Source organism: Nocardia sp. NPDC058114, from assembly GCF_042884695.1.
In the GTDB taxonomy this organism is placed as follows: domain Bacteria; phylum Actinomycetota; class Actinomycetes; order Mycobacteriales; family Mycobacteriaceae; genus Nocardia.
This window is the reverse complement of record NZ_JBHVTK010000020.1, coordinates 1-16,204: the sequence shown is the minus strand read 5'-3', so window position 1 is coordinate 16,204 and position 16,204 is coordinate 1. Positions and strand designations below refer to the sequence as shown.

Sequence of the window (16,204 nt, the reverse complement as noted above, 5' to 3'; positions counted from 1 at the left end):
CCAAAGTGGCCGCTCTGACCCAGGAACAGATCGTCGAAGAACTCGGCAAGATCATCGAAGAGGTTACGGGTATCGAACCCTCCGAGGTGACCCTCGAGAAGTCCTTCGTCGACGACCTGGACATCGACTCGCTGTCCATGGTCGAGATCGCTGTGCAGATGGAAGACAAGTACGGCGTCAAGATCCCCGATGAGGATCTGGCCAGCCTGAAGACTGTCGGTGACTCCGTCGCTTACGTCCAGAAGCTCGAGGCCGAGAACGCCGACGTCGCCGCCGAGCTCAAGGCCAAGTTCGACAGCGCCGGCGAGTAGGGCCGAACTTTGACCACTCCTGCTCCCAGTACTTTGAACGGGAACTTCCCCAACGTCGTCGTCACGTCGATGGCGGCGACCACGTCGATCGCTGGTGATGTCGATGCGACGTGGAAGGGACTCCTCAACGGTGAGAGCGGAATCGACGTTCTCGAGGATTCCTTCATCGAGGAATACGACCTGCCGGTGCGAATCGGTGGTCACCTGAAGGTCAGCCCCGACACCCTGTTGAGCCGGGTCGAGATCCGCCGTATGGCGTATGTCGAGCGCCTGGCGACCGTTCTCGGTCGTGAGGTGTGGAAGAACGCGGGCAGCCCGGAGGTCGACAACGACCGTCTCGGCGTCGCGATCGGCACCGGACTCGGCGGCGGCGACGCCCTGATCGACTCGGTCGACAAGCTGAAGAACGGCGGCTATCGCAAGATCTCGCCGCTGGCTGTTCAGATGGTCATGCCGAACGGTCCGTCGGCGGTCGTCGGTCTCGAGCTGAAGGCCAGGGCGGGAGTGGTCACTCCGGTCTCGGCGTGCTCGTCGGGTTCGGAGGCCATCGCCAACGCGTGGCGGATGATCGTGATGGGTGACGCCGACATCGTCGTCACCGGTGGTGTCGAGGGCTTCATCGACTCGGTGCCGATCGCGGCGTTCTCCATGATGCGCGCGATGAGTACCCGCAACGACGATCCGAAGGGTGCTTCGCGTCCCTTCGACAAGGATCGCGACGGTTTCGTCTTCGGTGAGGCCGGCGCGCTCATGGTCATCGAGACCGAAGAGCACGCCAAGGCGCGCGGTGCCACCATCCACGCTCGTCTGCTGGGTGCCGGTATCACCTCCGACGGGTTCCACCTGGTCGCTCCCGATCCCGAGGGCACCGGTGCGGCCAGGGCGATGACTCGCGCGATGCAGACCGCTGGTCTGACCAAGAGCGACATCACCCACATCAACGCCCACGCGACCGCGACGCCCATCGGTGACTCCGCCGAGGCGAACGCGATCCACAAGGCGATCGGTAAGCACGCTTCGGTGTACGCGCCGAAGTCGGCACTGGGTCACTCGATCGGCGCCGTGGGCGCCCTGGAGTCGATCCTCACCGTGCTCGCGATCCGGGACGGCATTGTTCCGCCGACACTGAACCTGGACAACCAGGATCCGGAGATCGATCTCGATGTGGTGCACGGGGAAGCCCGTCGCCAGGAAATCGAGTACGCGATCAACAATTCCTTCGGTTTCGGTGGGCACAACGTCGCGCTCGCCTTCGGTCGGGCATAAGCCGCCGACTGCATTCCGATCCCCGGTGGGGGTCGTGCCAACTGAATGGTTCGACTCCCACCGGCGGTTCGCCACAGCAGCCGCCGCCGCGGCAATCTTTACGAAGGAGTGAGCGCGATGACCATCATTGCTCCCGCGTTTCAAGACACCACCACCGATCCGCGCGACCCACTGGGTCGGCTCCAGCGCTTCTTCGACCCCGGCACCGTCCTGCCGCTGCATCCGCGTGACCGCTCCGGCGTGCTCGCCGCGATCGGCGAGGTCGACGGGGTCCGCACCGTGGCCTATTGCTCCGACGCGACCGTCATGGGCGGCGCGATGGGCGTCGAGGGCTGCAAGCACATCGTCGACGCGATCGACACCGCGATCGAATCCTCCATCCCCGTCGTCGGGCTGTGGCACTCCGGTGGTGCCCGCCTGGCCGAGGGTGTCGAGGCGCTGCACGCGGTAGGCCTGGTCTTCGAGGCCATGGTTCGCGCGTCCGGTCTCGTTCCCCAGATTTCGGTGGTCCTCGGCTTCGCCGCCGGTGGTGCCGCCTATGGTCCCGCGCTGACCGATGTGGTGATCATGGCGCCGGAGGGCCGCGTGTTCGTCACCGGACCCGACGTGGTGCGCTCGGTGACCGGCGAGAACGTCGACATGGCGACCCTCGGTGGTCCCACCACACACTTCAAGAAGTCCGGCGTCTGCCATATCGCCGCCGATGACGAGGCCGACGCCATGCACCGCGCGCGCCGGCTGGTGTCGATGTTCGCCGAGCAGGGCGAGTTCGACCTGGTCGCGGCCGAGCACGGCGATGTCGATCTCAAGGCGATGCTGCCGGAGTCGGCCAAGCGCGCCTACGACGTGAAGCCGATCGTGCACGAGCTGCTCGACAACGTCGACGGTGAGTCCTCCTTCGAGGAACTCCAGGGTGGTTACGCCCGCAGTATGGTCACCGGTCTCGGTCGTCTCGGCGGTCGTACCGTCGGCGTCCTGGCCAACAACCCGCTGCGCCTCGGTGGCTGCCTCAACTCCGAAAGTGCCGAGAAGGCTTCACGTTTCGTGCGACTGTGCGACGCGTTCGGCATCCCGCTGGTCGTGGTCACCGACGTTCCCGGCTACCTTCCCGGTGTCGGCCAGGAACTCGAGGGCGTGGTTCGTCGCGGCGCGAAGCTGCTGCACGCTTTCGCCGAAGCCCGCGTTCCGCGCGTCACCCTGGTGACCCGCAAGATCTACGGCGGCGCCTATATCGCGATGAACGCCCGCGCCCTCGGCGCCACCGCCGTCTACGCCTGGCCCGGCTCCGAAGTCGCCGTCATGGGCGCCAAGGCCGCCGTCGGCATCCTGCACAAGAAGGCACTCGCCGCCGCCCCTGAATCCGAGCGCGAAGCCCTCCACGAGCGCCTCACCGCCGAGCACGAGCAGCTCGCGGGCGGCGTCGAACGCGCCGTCGCCATCGGCGTCGTCGACGAGGTCATCGACCCCGCCAAGACCCGCAGCATCATCGCCGCGGCCCTCGCGGCGGCTCCGGCCCGCAAGAGCCACCACAAGAACATCCCCCTGTGATCTGACCGCGGTAACACTTCCACGGCCGTCGCCCTCCTCCTGATTCAGGAAGTGGCGGCGGCCGTTTCGCTTGCGCCCGAGTCGTATTCGTCAATATCGAGTTCCGCACCGGTCGCGAGCAGGAACTCGAGTACGGGCGCCGAGAGGTGCCACCCGAGCGGACGTGGCCAGGTGCGCGCCTGCGCCCATGGTGTTCCGCCGGGTGCCCCGTGCACACCATCTGGATCGTCGTAGTAGCGCACGACATTCATGCCCGCACTCACGTCGGGTTGCTTTGTCAGCAAAATGACCTGGGAGAGTACGGGATCCAGCCTCGCGATCAGATGCTCGATCTGTTCATCGATGCTCTCGGTGCTCCGCCGGACGATTTCCCAGCGGTGGGCGCGGGGAATGCGATGCTGCGCGGATTTGCTGCCCAGCACCACGGCTTCGTCTGGATCCATCTGTAGCTGGGCGGCCATCTCGACCGCTGACATCGTTGCGCTGTACAACGCGAAATAGGAATACTGACGGATCTTCATCACCGCGAGATCCCACCACGAACCCGTCAGTTCCGTCAGCTGGATTTCGCCGCGAGGACGGCGGAAGTGCGATCGAAAGTGGCAGACGGCGTGCTGGCGGAAGAGGACAGGGAAGTGGCCTGGGACCGGAGACCGTCACGGTACGCCGGGGACCACTAGCCCGGTCGCTTTCAGCGCGCCCACGCGCATAATGGCAGGGTGCGCTATGAGGAACTCGCAGATGTCCCGTGCTCGATCACGCGGCCGCTGGTGATCTTCGGTGATCGCTGGACCTTGCTGATCCTGAAGTACAGCTTCGCCGGTGTGCGCCGTTTCAATGCGTTCCAGAGCGCGCTCGGTATTTCGCGAAGCCGGCTGCGTGACCGCCTCGATCGTCTGGTCGAACACGAGATCCTGGTGAAACGTCCGGCCGATGACGGCGTCTACGAGGAATACCGCCTCACCGAGAAAGGCCACGCCATCTATCCGATCCTGATGGCTGTCCGCGACTGGGGCGACACATACATGGCACCAGACGGACCACCGGTGGAATACCGGCACCGAGGGTGCGCCGGCGAAGCCCACACCCACCTGACCTGCGACACCTGCGCGGCCGACGTCACCGCCCGCGACATCGAGCCCGAAGCGGGCCCCGGAATGACCGCGCGCACGCTGGACAATTGATCACCACGCTCTGACGTGAGTATCGGTCGAGAGCCGGCCGCCACCAGCGCGTGGTGATCTTGATCCGCGGGGTGGGTCAGGAGGTGTGCCAGGTGACCTGGTCGTCGAGGGGGGCGCGGGCGGTGCGGAAGGTGTTGATCGGGTGGGTGGTGTCGGGGTGGCCGAAGGAGATGCCGAAGACGACCTTGCGGGTGTCGGGGATGGCGAAGTAGTCGCGGATGAAGGGGGCGTAGGAGGCCAGGGCGGCTTGGGGGGCGGCGCCGAGGCCGAGGGCTTGGGCGCCGAGGAGGAAGTTCTCGAGCCAGAGGCCGCAGTCGACGGCGCCGTAGATGCCCAGGTCGGCTTCGGAGGTGACGATGGCGACGTGCGGGGCGTCGAAGAACTCGAAGTTGCGCACCATCTGGCGCATGGTCTTCTCGTGGTCGCCCTTGACGATGCCGACGCTGTCGTAGAGCTGGAACCCGCAGGCACGGCGACGGTCCCGGTAGATGCCCTCGTAGGCGGCGGGGAACTCGAAATCGGGTGTGTTGCCTGCGGTTTGGATGTGGTCGAGGAGTTCCTTGCGGAACCGCTGGGTGCCCTCGCCCGCGGTGACCACGACCTGCCAGGGCTGGGTATTGCACCACGACGGCGTGCGCTGGGCGAGGGTCAGCAGCTGTTCGATGGTCGCGCGGTCGACCTGTTCGGCGGTGAACTGACGGCAGCTCCAGCGTTCGTCGGCCAGCCGCTGGAGGGTGGCGAAATCGCTGCTGTCGTGGTCGGTCTGCGCCATCGCGTGGCTCCCTCGGGTACGGAGAACTGGTCTCATTTCGAGACTGAATCTAGCAGTTCCGCCGCTGCCGCGGAACCCGCCGGCACCACGAGTTCGGGTGCCGGCGGGCGCGGATCAGCCGCGTCGGCGGCCGACGACCAGGATCGCGATACCGATGCCGGCGACCAGCGCTACACCCGCCCCGATCAGGACGTACCAGGCCCACGGCCGGGCGATCGTCGCCGGACCGCTCACGGCGACAGGCTGTTCCGCTGCCTGCTGCGCACTGGCACCGATATAGGTCGGGCCGGGCTCCGCCGCACCGGCCACGGTGACGTCGAGCTGTACCGGCGTCGGCGGCAGAGCGTCGGCGCCGGTCGGGATGCCGACCTTCACCGCGAGGTAATACCAACCTGCCACCGACTGCGCGCGAACGTCGTAGCTGTCGCGGTTGGCGTAGCGGACCGGCACCGATGCCAGGCGAAGTTCGGCGCCCGATCGGCCGGTATAGGCATTGGTGTCGGAGCCGATTTCGGTGCCGAGCGGGGAGTACAGCGTGGTCGTCACGTTCGAGGCCGCGATGCGGTTGGCGCCGCCGGTCTCGGCGAAACGCACCCGGTAGGCCAGGCCCTGTCCCCACTCGAGCCGAACACGGTAGAAGACGTACTCGCCCGACTGCACGGTGTCGGTGTAGCTGCCGCCGCCGGGCAGCGTGGCGGCGGTCGTGAACGAGCCACTGCCGCCGACCGGCCGGGCAGGCGACGTCGGTTCGGCGAACGCGGTCTTGGTGGTCGAGGCCGCCGGGCCGGGATCGGTGACGCCGGGTTCGATGCCGACGAGAATCTCCACGGGCAACCGATCGGAGGAGCCCTCCGACACCAGATCCCAGGTCAGCTCGAAGGTGTAGCGACCGGCGCCGGTGCACTTGTCGGACTCGAACAGCGGTTTGGCCGCGCCGTCGAAGGCCTTGGCGATGGTGAGGGTGGCGCCGTCGCTCGATCTGGTCTCGAGTTCACGCTCGCGAATGCCGCACTCCACGCTCTCGCGTCCGAAGAGGCGAAGGTCGAGTGCGTTCATGTCTTCGGTCGTCGAGGTGCTTCGCCCGCGGGGGAACGAGACGATCCCGGTGAAGTAGGCCGTGGCGCCCTCGGGCACGTCGACCGCGTAGTACCGCTTCTCCCGCTGGCCGAGGGTGTCGAGGTACTGGCCGGGCTTCGCGACCGGTGCGGTGCCGATGCTGCCGGTGCCGGTGATGGGCGTGCCGGTGGCCTGGTAATCGCGCAGTGCGGCCGTACTCACCCGCGGCAGAATGCGTTCCAGCGCGGCGCCGTCGGCCGCATCGCTGTAGGTGCCGCCGGTGGCCTGCGCCGTACAGGTGAGCTGGGCGCGCGCCTTGTCGTCGACGGCGAAGCCGATCGAATGCACGATCAGGTCGACGCCCTGCTGCTTCAACTCCTTGGCGACCTCACACGGGTCGGGCGGGGAGCAGGTGTCGTCACCGTCGGAGACGAGCACGATCGAGCGCGGACCGGAATCGGGCAGTGCGTCGGCGGCTCGGCGCAGCGCGGTGCCCATCGGGGTCCAGCCGCGCGCGTGGATGCTGTCGACAGCGGTGGTGAGGGCGGGCTTGTCGATGATCTTCGGCTGCTGCAGCACTTGGACGTCGCGGCAACCGGCCGCCTTGTCCGCCTCGGAATTGCTCGTGCCGGTGCCGTAGGTCGTGAGTCCGACCGAGGATTCGGTGGGTGCGGAGGCGACGAACGAGCGGACGGCCCGCTTCGCGGAGTCCATCATGGTGCCGCCCTGATCGGGCCGTTCCATCGAGCCGGAAGCATCGAGGATGAGCATGGTCGGCGCGTATTGTGCGGGGTCGGCCTGCGCCATGGCCGGTAACGATGCGGGCAGCACGGTGAGGGCTACTGCGGTGAGTGCGGCGGTCAGCGTGCTGATTCTCGGCATCGTCCTAGATTCGGTGTCGCGGGGTGAAACCGGACAGACGTTACCGATCGCTCGGTGGTCGCTCCACCCCTGCTGAAGTGGTGCAGCCCACCGTTTGAAAACATCGGTCACGTTTGGGCAGGTGAGGACGTTGCGCTCGGGGGCGGCTCGCGCCTGCGGCGAATCGGGGCAGTTCCGGGGCACAATCGACCGCATGGCTTCGCAGGCCCGCGACGCGCAGGAGCGCAAACGGCACGGCAGGCACTACACGCCACCGGAACTCGCGCGGTTCCTGGCGCGACGGGCGCTGCGCCACGCGCCACGCGCCACGACGTTGCGTGTGCTCGACCCGGCCTGCGGGGATGGCGAGCTGCTGCTGGCGGTGCATCGGGAAATCGCTTCGAACGCACCGGATGTGACGGTTCACCTCACCGGATATGACCTGGATCGACAGGCGGTCGCCGAAACCACTGGGCGGGCCGACGCGCTCGGCGTCGAAATAGACTGCCGTGCAGGTGATTTCCTGGCAGCCTCCGCTCAACTGGCCGACGGCTCCTTCGATTTGATCATCAGCAATCCGCCCTACGTCCGGACCCAGCAGCTGGGCGGAGCGACCGCTCAGCTGCTGAGCAAACAGTTCGGCCTGCGCGGGCGGATCGACCTCACCCACCCCTTCGTGGCCGTGGCGCCGCGGCTGCTGACTGCCGGGGGCGTGCTCGGATTACTCTGTGCCAACCGCTTTCTCACCACGCGGGCCGGATCGAACCTGCGCCGAATTCTCACCGATGAACTGACCCCGGTGGAGCTCTACGACCTCGGTGACACCAAACTCTTCGCCGCCGCGGTGCTGCCCGCGATCACCGTCGCCCTGCGTGCCACCGGACCACCCGACTGCCGCTATGTCTCGGTCTATGAGGAATCAGGGATCGAACCCGACTGCACCACCGAGCTTTTCGACGCGCTGGCGGGCGACGATGCCTGCCGCGTCGGCGCCGGGGGGCGGGTGTTCGCGGTGGAGGTCGGCGTGCTGGCGACCGGCGACGTGGTGGCCCGTGCGCCTGCGACAGACGTGCGGTCGCCGCAGCCGTCGGCCACGGTGACGGCCCCGCCGACGGCGGGTGCGGAGCCGGCAGGGCTGCTCGCCCCGCGAGGCGGGATCCGATCCGGCCGTCACGGTGACGCCGCGTGGCGCATGTCGCGCCCCGCTGTCGATCACTGGCTCGGCCGGATCGCCGATCGCACCTGGCGCTCGTTCGGGGAGGCCGCGCGGATCCGGGTGGGGATCAAGACGACGGCCGATCGGGTGTTCATCTCGGACCGCTGGGATCAGATGGACCCGACGCCGGAGCCGGAACTGCTGCGGGAGTTGATCACTCACCATGATCTGCAACCCTGGCGAGTCGCGATGGCACGCGGGACGAAGGTGCTCTATCCCTACGATCTGCTGCAGCCGCGCCGCACCCCGATCGACCTTTCCGAATTCCCTTGTGCGGCAGCATATTTACAATCACACGAACAAGCTCTGTCGGGCAGACGTTACGTACTCGACGGCGGCCGGAAGTGGTTCGAGATCTGGGTTCCACAGCGCCCGCATCTCTGGGGCGCACCGAAATTGGTGTTTCCCGACATCAGCGAACGTCCGCGATTCGCCCTCGACCGATCGGGTGCGGTGGTCAACGGTGACTGCTACTGGATCTCGCTCACCGATCTCGGCGCGGGCCGCGCGGCCATCGATCTGGCGTACCTGCTGATGGGCGTGGCGAATTCGGCACTGGGACTGCGGTTCTACGACGCCGTCTGTGGCAACCGGCTGTACTCGGGCAGGCGCCGCTGGATCACCCAGTACGTGGCGCGACTGCCGGTGCCCGATCCTGGCTGTCCGGCGGCGGGTGAGGTCGTGCGAAGGGTGCGCGCCCTGCTGGAAGACGGTGTACCGGTGGCTGATTCGGGTATCGACGAGGTGGTGGCGGCGGCCTTCGGCGTCTCAGTGGATGTCGCGCAGACCGACCATCGGTAGCAGCGTGCGCCGCGCGAACTCGCGCCCGGCTTCGGCGTCGTCGAGTGGAATGAGTCCGTCGGGGGTCAGCGCCAGCGACAGCGCGAGTCGCGCCATGATCTCGGCGACCAGATCGGGATCGAATTCGGGCACCGGCGCGCTGACCTGGAGCTCGCGCAGCTTCTCGGCCAGATACGCGCGCCCGACGGCGAGGATGGGCCCGGCGTCGGTGGTGAGCCGGGGCAGGATGATCTCCGGCTCGGTGCTGAGCAACCGGCGTAGCAGTTCATTGCCGGCGATGGTGGTGACGAAGGCGACGAAGATCTCGACGAGCTGCTCGCCGGGTTCGGTCACCGCGCGCACCCGCTCGTCGATCTCGGCCACATAGCGCTGCGCCTCGCGCACGCCGACGGCTTCGACCAGCTCGTTCTTGGATTCGTACCGCCGATAGAGGGTGGCCGGGCTGATGCCGGCCCGCCGCGCGATCTCGCCCATGCTCGTGCGCTTGATCCCGAAGTCCAGAAATGCCGACAGCGCGCTGTCGAGCAGCTTCTCCCCGTCGGTGACAGGCTTTTCGAGTATCCGCGCGAGGATCGACGTAACGGTAGGCATTACCCCATTATCCCCGCGGCGGCAGATCCAAGGCGGCCATCTCCTGCTCGATCGCATTGGCCGCGAAATGTACTCCGCGAGAACGGAGTTCGTGAACACGGGATTGGAGTGCCTCGACCCCGCCGGGCTGGGCCGCGATATCGGCCACGCTGAGCCGTCCCGCCGCTCGGCGCACACCGGAATGCACGTAAGCCACCGTGATACCTCCTGCCTCGCGTATCCGGTGCCGATCGTCACTCTTATGATCGGACGCAATACGCAGGACAAATGCTATCAGGGTTCCCTACTGGTCACTTGCTCAGTGTGACGGGTCACAACACCTCGGCGTCGCGATGGTTGGTCAGATTGTGTAGATACACCGCCGCGTTCAGCTTGATGCCGTCCTGCTGTGCCGGGGTGAGTTCGCGGCGCACCTTGCCCGGTACTCCTGCCACGAGTGAGCCGGGCGGAATCTGCGCGCCCTCGGGAATCAGGGCATTGGCCGCGATCAGGCTGCCCGCGCCGATCACCGCGCCGTTGAGCACGGTCGCGCCCATGCCGACGAGAACATCGTCGCCGATGGTGCAGCCGTGCAGAATCGCGTTGTGTCCCACCGAGACCCCGGTGCCGACGGTGAGCGCGAAACCGGGGTCGGCGTGCAGCACGCAGCCGTCCTGGATATTGGTGCGCGCGCCAATGCTGATCTGTTCGAGGTCGCCGCGCAGCACCGCCGAGTACCAGACGCCGACCTCGGCGCCCAGACGCACCCGCCCGATCACGGTCGCGTTCGGCGCGATCCAGGCAGTGTCGTCGATCTCGGGAGTGAACCCGCTCACCTTGATGATCATGAACGTCATTATTGCGCCGCACCGCGGAACTGCGCACGGTGGGCCGCCGGAGACGTGCCGAGCACCCGGTGGAAGTGGTGACGCAGACTCACCGTGCTGCCGAAGCCGGTGTCGCGGGCGACCCGGTCGACAGTGTCGTCGGTCGATTCCAGCAGCAGCCGGGCATGGTCGATGCGCTGCTGCAGGAGCCACTGCTGGGGACTGGTGCCGGTGCGATCGCGGAAGCGGCGGGTGAAGGTACGCCGCGACATCAGCGCCTCGCGTGACCAGTGGTCGAGGTCGACGGCGGTGTCGAGGCGGGCGCGAGCCCAGGCCATCGCGCATTCGATCGGATCGTCGGGATCGTCGTCGGGCACCGCGATCGGGATGTACTGCGCCTGCGAGCCGTGGCGGTGCGGTGCGGTGACCAGCGATCGCGCCAGTTCGGTGGCAGCGCGGACGCCGAGGTCGGTGCGGACGATGTGCAGGCAGCAGTCCAGCGCGGCGGCGACGCCCGCGGAGGTGATCACGTCGCCCAGGTCGCTCCACAGGGTGTCGGCGCGTACGTGGACGTCGGGGTAGGCCAGAGCCAGTGCGTCGGCGGCGGCCCAGTGGGTGGTGACCTCGCGGCCGTCGGCGAGCCCGGTCGCCGCGATCGCCCAGGAGCCGAGGCACAGGCCGACCAGCCGGGCGCCGTGGGCGTGGGCGGTGTGGACCGCCTCGTTCAGCGCGGGCGAAATCCCTTGGTCACGGACCCATCCGGGAAAGACCACCAGGTCGGCGGTGCGCACGGTATCGAGGCCATATCGGACGGTGATGTCGAAACCGGCTGCGGTGGACAGTGTTCCGGGTTCCTCGGCGCAGACCCGCACGTCATAGGGCGACGTGTCGTCGACGCCGGTACCGGATCGGCCGAACACCAGGCTCGGCACCGACAGGTGGAACGGGCTGATTCCGTCGAACGCGATCACGGCCACCGAGGTCATGGCCCGATCTTAGCGTTGTACGGCCTGCAGGCCACTGTCGGGCGGTGGCCCGCTCGGCGAAAGTTATCGGCATGACCGAGATGATCACCCGCCCCGCCCTGGCAGCCGCCCTGCACATCGGCGGCCCGACCCTGCGTTTCCGCTACGGCGGACTGACCTGGCTCACCGATCCGACGTTCGACGAGCCCGGCGACTACCCGGGTCCGATCACCCTGCACAAACTCAGCGGCCCGGCCGTACCCGTCGAGGAGATCGGGACGATCGACATCGTGCTCCTCTCGCACGACCAGCACGCCGACAACCTCGACACCGCGGGCCGTGCGCTTCTCGCCGAGGTCGACACGGTCCTCTCGACACCGGATGCCGCGAGCCGGATCGAGGGTGTGCGCGGCCTGGCGCCGTGGGAGACGGTGACCGTCGGCGCGGTGGAGGTCACCGCGGTGCCCGCACTGCACGGGCCGCCGGGATGCGAGCCGCTCAGCGGTGTGGTCACGGGATTCGTGCTGCGCGCGCCGGGCGAGCCCACGGTGTACGTGTCCGGCGACAACGCCTCGGTGGAGTTGGTGGAGCGGATCGTCGAGCGGGTCGGGCGCATCGATGCCGCGGTGCTGAACATCGGCGGGGCCAATGTGGGGCGGTTCGGCGACAGTGACGTCACGTTGAACGCCCGTACCGCCGTCGCGGCCGCCGCGGCGCTCGGCGATGCCGTGATCGTCGCCGTGCACGCGGAGGGATGGGGTCACTTCAGTGAGTCGCTGGACTATCTCGAGCGCACCTTCGCCTACGCCGATCGCGCGCATCAGCTGATCGTGCCGGTGCGAGGTGAAATGTTTTCCGTGTGAGCGGCGATTCAACGAATAGTTCTGCTATCTAACATCTTTCGTGCGACCCGCACCTGCTCCTGCAGGTGCGGGTCCGTGGGCTGAGGAGAAGACATGTTGCGGAAGTTACTGAGGGGCAACCTGTTCCGGATTGCGCTCGGTGTGCTGATGGCTGTGGTGGTGTTCGCTGTCGGTGCCTGTTCGTCGGACGGTGGTGACTCCGGTGATTCCGGATCGACTTCGGTATCGAAGACGTCGGTCACCGCGACGCCGTCGGTGCCGCCGACGAGTTCGCCCGCGGCATCCACTGTTCCGGGAGGTTCTGGTGGTGGATCGACGCCGGAGTCGTCGTATTACCACTCACCCACGCAGGCCGCGCCGGGGTCGCCCGCACAAGGCGAGATTCCGCCCGGGTACACCTGTGTACCGGGGCCTGAGTGTGGAACGGACTCCTGCGGTCACAACGAATGCGGTATCCCGCCCGGGTACAACTGTGTGCCCGGCCCGGATTGCGGAACAGACTCCTGCGGCCACAACGAGTGTGGTGAAACGGTCCCGCCGGTCACGACGACCCTCGCCCCGACCACCACGCCACCCGCGGTGACGACCACGCAGACAACAGCGCCGCCGACCACCACCACCGTTCCGGCGACCGCCCCGGAAACGACGTCCAGCCCGCCGGTTCCAGCCCCGGCGTAATCGGCGCTGCCGCGACACGCGATCGAGCCGACGGCTGAGCTCCGGCCCAGGTCCTAGGCTTGCCCGATGACGCGAACGGGCGTAGTCGTCGGGGTGCCGACGGAGGTCAAGCCGCAGGAGTTCCGGGTGGCGCTCACCCCGGCGGGCGCCGCCGAACTGGTCGCGCACGGGCACGAGGTGCTCGTGCAGGCCGGTTCGGGTGCCGGGTCCGGCTTCGCTGACGACGACTACCGCGCCACGGGTGCGTGGATCGTGGCCGACGCCGATCAGGTCTGGGCACGAGCGGATCTGGTGGTGAAGGTGAAAGAGCCTATCGCGCGGGAATACTCACTGATGCGCCGCGATCAGGTGCTGTTCACCTTCTTGCACCTGGCGGCATCGAAGGAGTGCACCGACGCGATCCTGTCCGCGGGAGTTGTCGCCATCGCGTACGAGACGGTGCGCGGGCCCGACGGGTCGCTGCCGTTGCTCGCACCGATGAGTGAGGTGGCGGGCAAGCTCAGCGCGCAAGTCGGGGCCTACCACCTGATGGCGCCGATGGGGGGCGGTGGCGTGCTGCTCGGCGGTGTGCCCGGGGTGCGACCGGCCGATGTGGTGGTGCTCGGCGGCGGTGTCGCGGGGACGAACGCCGCGAGTATCGCGGTCGGGATGGGTGCCGTGGTGAGCGTGCTCGATACGAACCTGGCGCGCCTGCGTGAGCTCGACGCTCGCTTCGCCGGTCGGGTCGGCACCCTCGCCTCGCATGCGCTCGAGATCGAAAAGGCCGTTGTCGCCGCGGATCTGGTGATCGGGTCGGTACTGGTGCCGGGGGCAAAAGCGCCGAAACTCGTGTCCGACGAACTCGTCGCGAGGATGCGGCCCGGCTCGGTGCTCGTCGATATCGCCGTCGACCAGGGCGGTTGCTTCGCCTCGACCCGGCCGACCACCCACGCGAATCCGACCTTCGCCGTGGCCGATTCCCTGTTCTACTGCGTGGCGAACATGCCGGGCGCGGTGCCGCACACCTCGACGGTGGCGCTCACCAACGCCACCCTGCCGTTCGCCTCGGTGATCGCCGACAAGGGCTGGCGCGGAGCCTGCGCCGCCGACCCCGGCCTGGCCGCTGGACTCACGGCCGTCGACGGCAAGCTGCTGTCCGCCGAAGTCGCGGCCGCGCACGGATATTCCCTCGGCGCGTAACCGGGCCGCGTCGCGGCTACCGGCCGCCGCCCAGGTACCAGTCCGGGTCGCCGTCGATGGGCAGGTCGCGCAGCTTGTCGGGATTGCGCACCACATTGATGGCGACGACGCGACCGGCGTCGATGACGAACGAGAAGACGCCCATATTGGTGCCGTCGAAGACGACCAAGCCCGGCATGCCGTTGACCAGCACCGCACGACCCCAGCCGTTCGCGGCGGTGTACCAGCCGAGCAGCATCTTCGCGATGAGCTCCGCGCCGCGCACCGGCTGGCGGATGGCGGGCACCTTGCCGCCGCCGTCGGCGGTGAGGACCACGTTCTCGTCGAGAATGCCGAGCAGCGAACTCAGATCACCCGAGCGCCAGGCCAGCGAGAACGCCGAGACGACCTTCTCCTGTTCGGCGGGCGAAGCGGGAAAACGTGGAGTGCCGTTCTCGACGTGCTTGCGGGCACGGGAGGCGAGCTGCCGGACCGCGGCAGGCGTACGCCCGACCACCTCGGCGACCTCGGGGCCGGTCATGCCGAACACGTCTTGCAGCACGAACGCGGTGCGTTCGGCGGGCGAGAGCGACTCGAGCACGACCAGCAGCGCGGTCGTGACGCGTTCGTCCTGGGAGATGCGGTCGGCCGGATCGTCCCAGGAAGTGACCTCGGGTTCGGGCAGCCACTCGCCGACGTACTGTTCGCGGCGAGCGCGCGCGGACCCGAGCTGATCCAGAGCGAGGCGGCCGATGACGGTGGTGAGCCAGGCACGCAGGTTGTCGATCTCGTCCGCCTTGCCCGCGTCGAACTGCCGTTGCAGGCGCAGCCACGCGTCCTGCACCACGTCTTCGGCGTCGCTGATGCTGCCGAGCGTGCTGTACGCGAGACGCCGCAGGTACGGGCGGTGTTCCTCGAAGCGGCGGGCCAGTTCGGCCTGATCGAGAGGCTGCGGTGCGGTCATGGTGTGCGCCCGTTCGGTTGATCTTGCTCGGTCCCGGCGAGTCTAGAAGTGCCGTCACAGTGATGACGAAGCAGTGGTCGCGGGTGTGACATTCCGGTCGAGGGTTACCCTCGGCCGGTGCGGAACGGGACACCGACGGCGGTCGGGCTGGTGCTGGGATTTGTGCTCGACCGGGTCTTCGGCGATCCACGGCGGTGGCATCCGGTAGCCGGGTTCGGTTCGGCGGCAGTGGCATTGGAAGCCGAGACCTATGCCGACGATCGACGTGCGGGGGTGGTGCACGAGGTGATCGCGGTCGGGTCGGTGGTCGGGATCGGTGCGCTCGCTATCCGCCGGAGAGGCGCGGGTGGTGCTGTGCTGCTGACCGCGGTGGCTACGTGGACCGCGTTGGGCGGTCGCAGCCTCGTGCGTGCTGGACACGCTATGGCCGATCGTCTCGACGCCGGCGATCTCGTCGGTGCCCGCGAACTGTTGCCTTCGCTGTGTGGGCGGGACCCGTCGGTGCTCGATGCCGAGGGGCTTGCGCGCGCCGCGCTCGAATCCATCGCCGAGAACACCTCGGATGCGGCGGTCGCGCCGTTGCTGTGGGGCGCGGTCGCGGGTGTGCCGGGGGTGCTGGGGTACCGCGCGGTCAACACACTCGACGCGATGGTCGGATACCGGAACGAGCGGTACGAGCGGTTCGGCTGGGCTGCTGCTCGTACCGACGATGTTGCCAATCTTGTTCCTGCCCGGGTCACCGGGCTGCTCACGGCGGCCCTCGCTCCGTTGGTCGGCGGGAGACCTTCGGGTGCGTTGCGCGCGTGGCGGCGTGATGCTGCCGGGCATCCGAGTCCCAATGCGGGGGTTGTCGAGGCGTCTATGGCGGGTGCGCTTGGTATCGGGTTGGGTGGACGCACGCAGTATCGGCACGGGACCGAACTTCGGCCGACGCTGGGTGACGGGCCGGCGCCCACTGCTGCGGATCTGCGGCGTGCGGTGCGGATGTCGGGGGCTGTGCAGGTTGGTGCGGTTGTGGTTGCGGGTGTGATCGCCTGGCTGCGGGGTGGTAGGCGTGTGGGGTGGTAGTGGTGGGGATGACAGGGGTGGGGATGACAGGGGTGGGGATGACAGGGGTGGGGATGACAGGGGTGGGGATGACAGGGGTGGGGATGACAGGGGTGG

The 16,204-nt window shown here is 67.9% G+C and carries 17 protein-coding genes; 8 read left to right on the top strand and 9 right to left on the bottom strand.

What is annotated here, in order from left to right:
• Nucleotides 1-5 precede the first annotated feature (5 nt).
• The 3 genes from acpM (at nucleotide 6) to ACFVVI_RS34925 (ending at nucleotide 3,125) form a co-directional block, all read left to right on the top strand.
• The gene (gene acpM, locus ACFVVI_RS34935) at nucleotides 6-311 is read left to right on the top strand and encodes a meromycolate extension acyl carrier protein AcpM (RefSeq protein WP_056821158.1); all 306 of its coding nucleotides are present in this window, start codon (nucleotides 6-8) and stop codon (nucleotides 309-311) included.
• A 9-nt stretch (nucleotides 312-320) separates the two neighbouring features.
• Nucleotides 321-1,577 (top strand): KasA/KasB family beta-ketoacyl-ACP synthase, encoded by a 1,257-nt coding sequence (locus ACFVVI_RS34930; protein ID WP_266299014.1) that lies wholly within the window; start codon nucleotides 321-323, stop codon nucleotides 1,575-1,577.
• A 117-nt stretch (nucleotides 1,578-1,694) separates the two neighbouring features.
• On the top strand, nucleotides 1,695-3,125 hold the full coding sequence (locus ACFVVI_RS34925; protein WP_378996281.1) for an acyl-CoA carboxylase subunit beta: 1,431 nt from the start codon (nucleotides 1,695-1,697) through the stop codon (nucleotides 3,123-3,125).
• A 44-nt stretch (nucleotides 3,126-3,169) separates the two neighbouring features.
• Here ACFVVI_RS34925 and ACFVVI_RS34920 read toward each other — a convergent pair whose 3' ends face one another.
• Nucleotides 3,170-3,646: a DUF4279 domain-containing protein gene (locus ACFVVI_RS34920; protein ID WP_378996279.1), complete on the bottom strand. Its 477-nt coding sequence runs from the start codon at nucleotides 3,644-3,646 to the stop codon at nucleotides 3,170-3,172.
• Nucleotides 3,647-3,844: 198 nt separating this feature from the next.
• Between ACFVVI_RS34920 and ACFVVI_RS34915 the strand changes: the two genes are divergently transcribed.
• Nucleotides 3,845-4,309, top strand: coding sequence for a winged helix-turn-helix transcriptional regulator (locus ACFVVI_RS34915; RefSeq protein WP_379318687.1), 465 nt, complete (start codon nucleotides 3,845-3,847; stop codon nucleotides 4,307-4,309).
• Nucleotides 4,310-4,385: 76 nt separating this feature from the next.
• Here the strand turns inward: ACFVVI_RS34915 and ACFVVI_RS34910 are convergent, their stop codons facing one another.
• Both ACFVVI_RS34910 and ACFVVI_RS34905 read right to left on the bottom strand, forming a co-directional pair.
• Nucleotides 4,386-5,081 carry a nitroreductase gene (locus ACFVVI_RS34910; protein WP_387449173.1) on the bottom strand — a complete coding sequence of 232 codons (696 nt, stop codon included), beginning with the start codon at nucleotides 5,079-5,081 and terminating at the stop codon, nucleotides 4,386-4,388.
• A 114-nt stretch (nucleotides 5,082-5,195) separates the two neighbouring features.
• Entirely contained in the window at nucleotides 5,196-7,019 is a 1,824-nt protein-coding gene (locus tag ACFVVI_RS34905; RefSeq protein ID WP_387449170.1) for a VWA domain-containing protein, read from the bottom strand.
• A gap of 193 nt (nucleotides 7,020-7,212) precedes the next feature.
• Between ACFVVI_RS34905 and ACFVVI_RS34900 the strand changes: the two genes are divergently transcribed.
• The gene (locus tag ACFVVI_RS34900; protein WP_387449168.1) at nucleotides 7,213-9,015 is read left to right on the top strand and encodes an Eco57I restriction-modification methylase domain-containing protein; all 1,803 of its coding nucleotides are present in this window, start codon (nucleotides 7,213-7,215) and stop codon (nucleotides 9,013-9,015) included.
• Here ACFVVI_RS34900 and ACFVVI_RS34895 read toward each other — a convergent pair.
• The 4 genes from ACFVVI_RS34895 to ACFVVI_RS34880 all read right to left on the bottom strand — a co-directional run bounded on the left by ACFVVI_RS34895 (nucleotide 8,983) and on the right by ACFVVI_RS34880 (nucleotide 11,398).
• Nucleotides 8,983-9,606, bottom strand: a complete 624-nt coding sequence (locus ACFVVI_RS34895) for a TetR/AcrR family transcriptional regulator (RefSeq protein ID WP_379313214.1) — start codon at nucleotides 9,604-9,606, stop codon at nucleotides 8,983-8,985. The genes ACFVVI_RS34900 and ACFVVI_RS34895 overlap by 33 nt on opposite strands.
• Nucleotides 9,607-9,613: 7 nt before the next feature.
• Nucleotides 9,614-9,802 carry a hypothetical protein gene (locus tag ACFVVI_RS34890; protein WP_378639113.1) on the bottom strand — a complete coding sequence of 63 codons (189 nt, stop codon included), beginning with the start codon at nucleotides 9,800-9,802 and terminating at the stop codon, nucleotides 9,614-9,616.
• A gap of 115 nt (nucleotides 9,803-9,917) precedes the next feature.
• The gene (locus ACFVVI_RS34885) at nucleotides 9,918-10,433 is read right to left on the bottom strand and encodes a gamma carbonic anhydrase family protein (protein ID WP_101469311.1); all 516 of its coding nucleotides are present in this window, start codon (nucleotides 10,431-10,433) and stop codon (nucleotides 9,918-9,920) included.
• An 8-nt stretch (nucleotides 10,434-10,441) separates the two neighbouring features.
• Nucleotides 10,442-11,398 carry a GlxA family transcriptional regulator gene (locus ACFVVI_RS34880; protein WP_378996267.1) on the bottom strand — a complete coding sequence of 319 codons (957 nt, stop codon included), beginning with the start codon at nucleotides 11,396-11,398 and terminating at the stop codon, nucleotides 10,442-10,444.
• A 71-nt stretch (nucleotides 11,399-11,469) separates the two neighbouring features.
• On the opposite strand from ACFVVI_RS34880, the gene ACFVVI_RS34875 reads away from it, so the two are divergent.
• Nucleotides 11,470-12,240: an MBL fold metallo-hydrolase gene (locus tag ACFVVI_RS34875; protein WP_379313215.1), complete on the top strand. Its 771-nt coding sequence runs from the start codon at nucleotides 11,470-11,472 to the stop codon at nucleotides 12,238-12,240.
• Nucleotides 12,241-12,248: 8 nt separating this feature from the next.
• On the opposite strand, the gene ACFVVI_RS34870 is transcribed toward ACFVVI_RS34875, so the two are convergent.
• Entirely contained in the window at nucleotides 12,249-12,527 is a 279-nt protein-coding gene (locus ACFVVI_RS34870; RefSeq protein ID WP_387449161.1) for a hypothetical protein, read from the bottom strand.
• Nucleotides 12,528-12,984: 457 nt separating this feature from the next.
• Here ACFVVI_RS34870 and ald point away from each other — a divergent pair, with 457 nt between their 5' ends.
• Nucleotides 12,985-14,097, top strand: a complete 1,113-nt coding sequence (gene ald / locus ACFVVI_RS34865; protein ID WP_379313216.1) for an alanine dehydrogenase — start codon at nucleotides 12,985-12,987, stop codon at nucleotides 14,095-14,097.
• A 16-nt stretch (nucleotides 14,098-14,113) separates the two neighbouring features.
• Here the strand turns inward: ald and sigJ are convergent, their stop codons facing one another.
• Nucleotides 14,114-15,040 (bottom strand): RNA polymerase sigma factor SigJ, encoded by a 927-nt coding sequence (gene sigJ / locus ACFVVI_RS34860; protein WP_378996260.1) that lies wholly within the window; start codon nucleotides 15,038-15,040, stop codon nucleotides 14,114-14,116.
• A gap of 117 nt (nucleotides 15,041-15,157) precedes the next feature.
• Here sigJ and ACFVVI_RS34855 point away from each other — a divergent pair, with 117 nt between their 5' ends.
• Nucleotides 15,158-16,108 (top strand): cobalamin biosynthesis protein, encoded by a 951-nt coding sequence (locus ACFVVI_RS34855; protein WP_387449158.1) that lies wholly within the window; start codon nucleotides 15,158-15,160, stop codon nucleotides 16,106-16,108.
• The last annotated feature ends 96 nt before the right edge of the window (nucleotides 16,109-16,204 follow it).

What these genes read in the sequence shown, in the direction of transcription:
- ACFVVI_RS34900 (WP_387449168.1), top strand. Translation starts at nt 7,213, where the DNA reads ATGGCTTCGCAGGCCCGCGACGCGCAGGAGCGCAAACGGCACGGCAGG.
- sigJ (WP_378996260.1), bottom strand. Translation starts at nt 15,040, where the DNA reads ATGACCGCACCGCAGCCTCTCGATCAGGCCGAACTGGCCCGCCGCTTC.
- ACFVVI_RS34880 (WP_378996267.1), bottom strand. Translation starts at nt 11,398, where the DNA reads ATGACCTCGGTGGCCGTGATCGCGTTCGACGGAATCAGCCCGTTCCAC.
- ACFVVI_RS34895 (WP_379313214.1), bottom strand. Translation starts at nt 9,606, where the DNA reads ATGCCTACCGTTACGTCGATCCTCGCGCGGATACTCGAAAAGCCTGTC.
- ACFVVI_RS34910 (WP_387449173.1), bottom strand. Translation starts at nt 5,081, where the DNA reads ATGGCGCAGACCGACCACGACAGCAGCGATTTCGCCACCCTCCAGCGG.
- ald (WP_379313216.1), top strand. Translation starts at nt 12,985, where the DNA reads ATGACGCGAACGGGCGTAGTCGTCGGGGTGCCGACGGAGGTCAAGCCG.
- ACFVVI_RS34920 (WP_378996279.1), bottom strand. Translation starts at nt 3,646, where the DNA reads ATGAAGATCCGTCAGTATTCCTATTTCGCGTTGTACAGCGCAACGATG.
- ACFVVI_RS34885 (WP_101469311.1), bottom strand. Translation starts at nt 10,433, where the DNA reads ATGATCATCAAGGTGAGCGGGTTCACTCCCGAGATCGACGACACTGCC.
- ACFVVI_RS34905 (WP_387449170.1), bottom strand. Translation starts at nt 7,019, where the DNA reads ATGCCGAGAATCAGCACGCTGACCGCCGCACTCACCGCAGTAGCCCTC.
- ACFVVI_RS34875 (WP_379313215.1), top strand. Translation starts at nt 11,470, where the DNA reads ATGACCGAGATGATCACCCGCCCCGCCCTGGCAGCCGCCCTGCACATC.
- ACFVVI_RS34925 (WP_378996281.1), top strand. Translation starts at nt 1,695, where the DNA reads ATGACCATCATTGCTCCCGCGTTTCAAGACACCACCACCGATCCGCGC.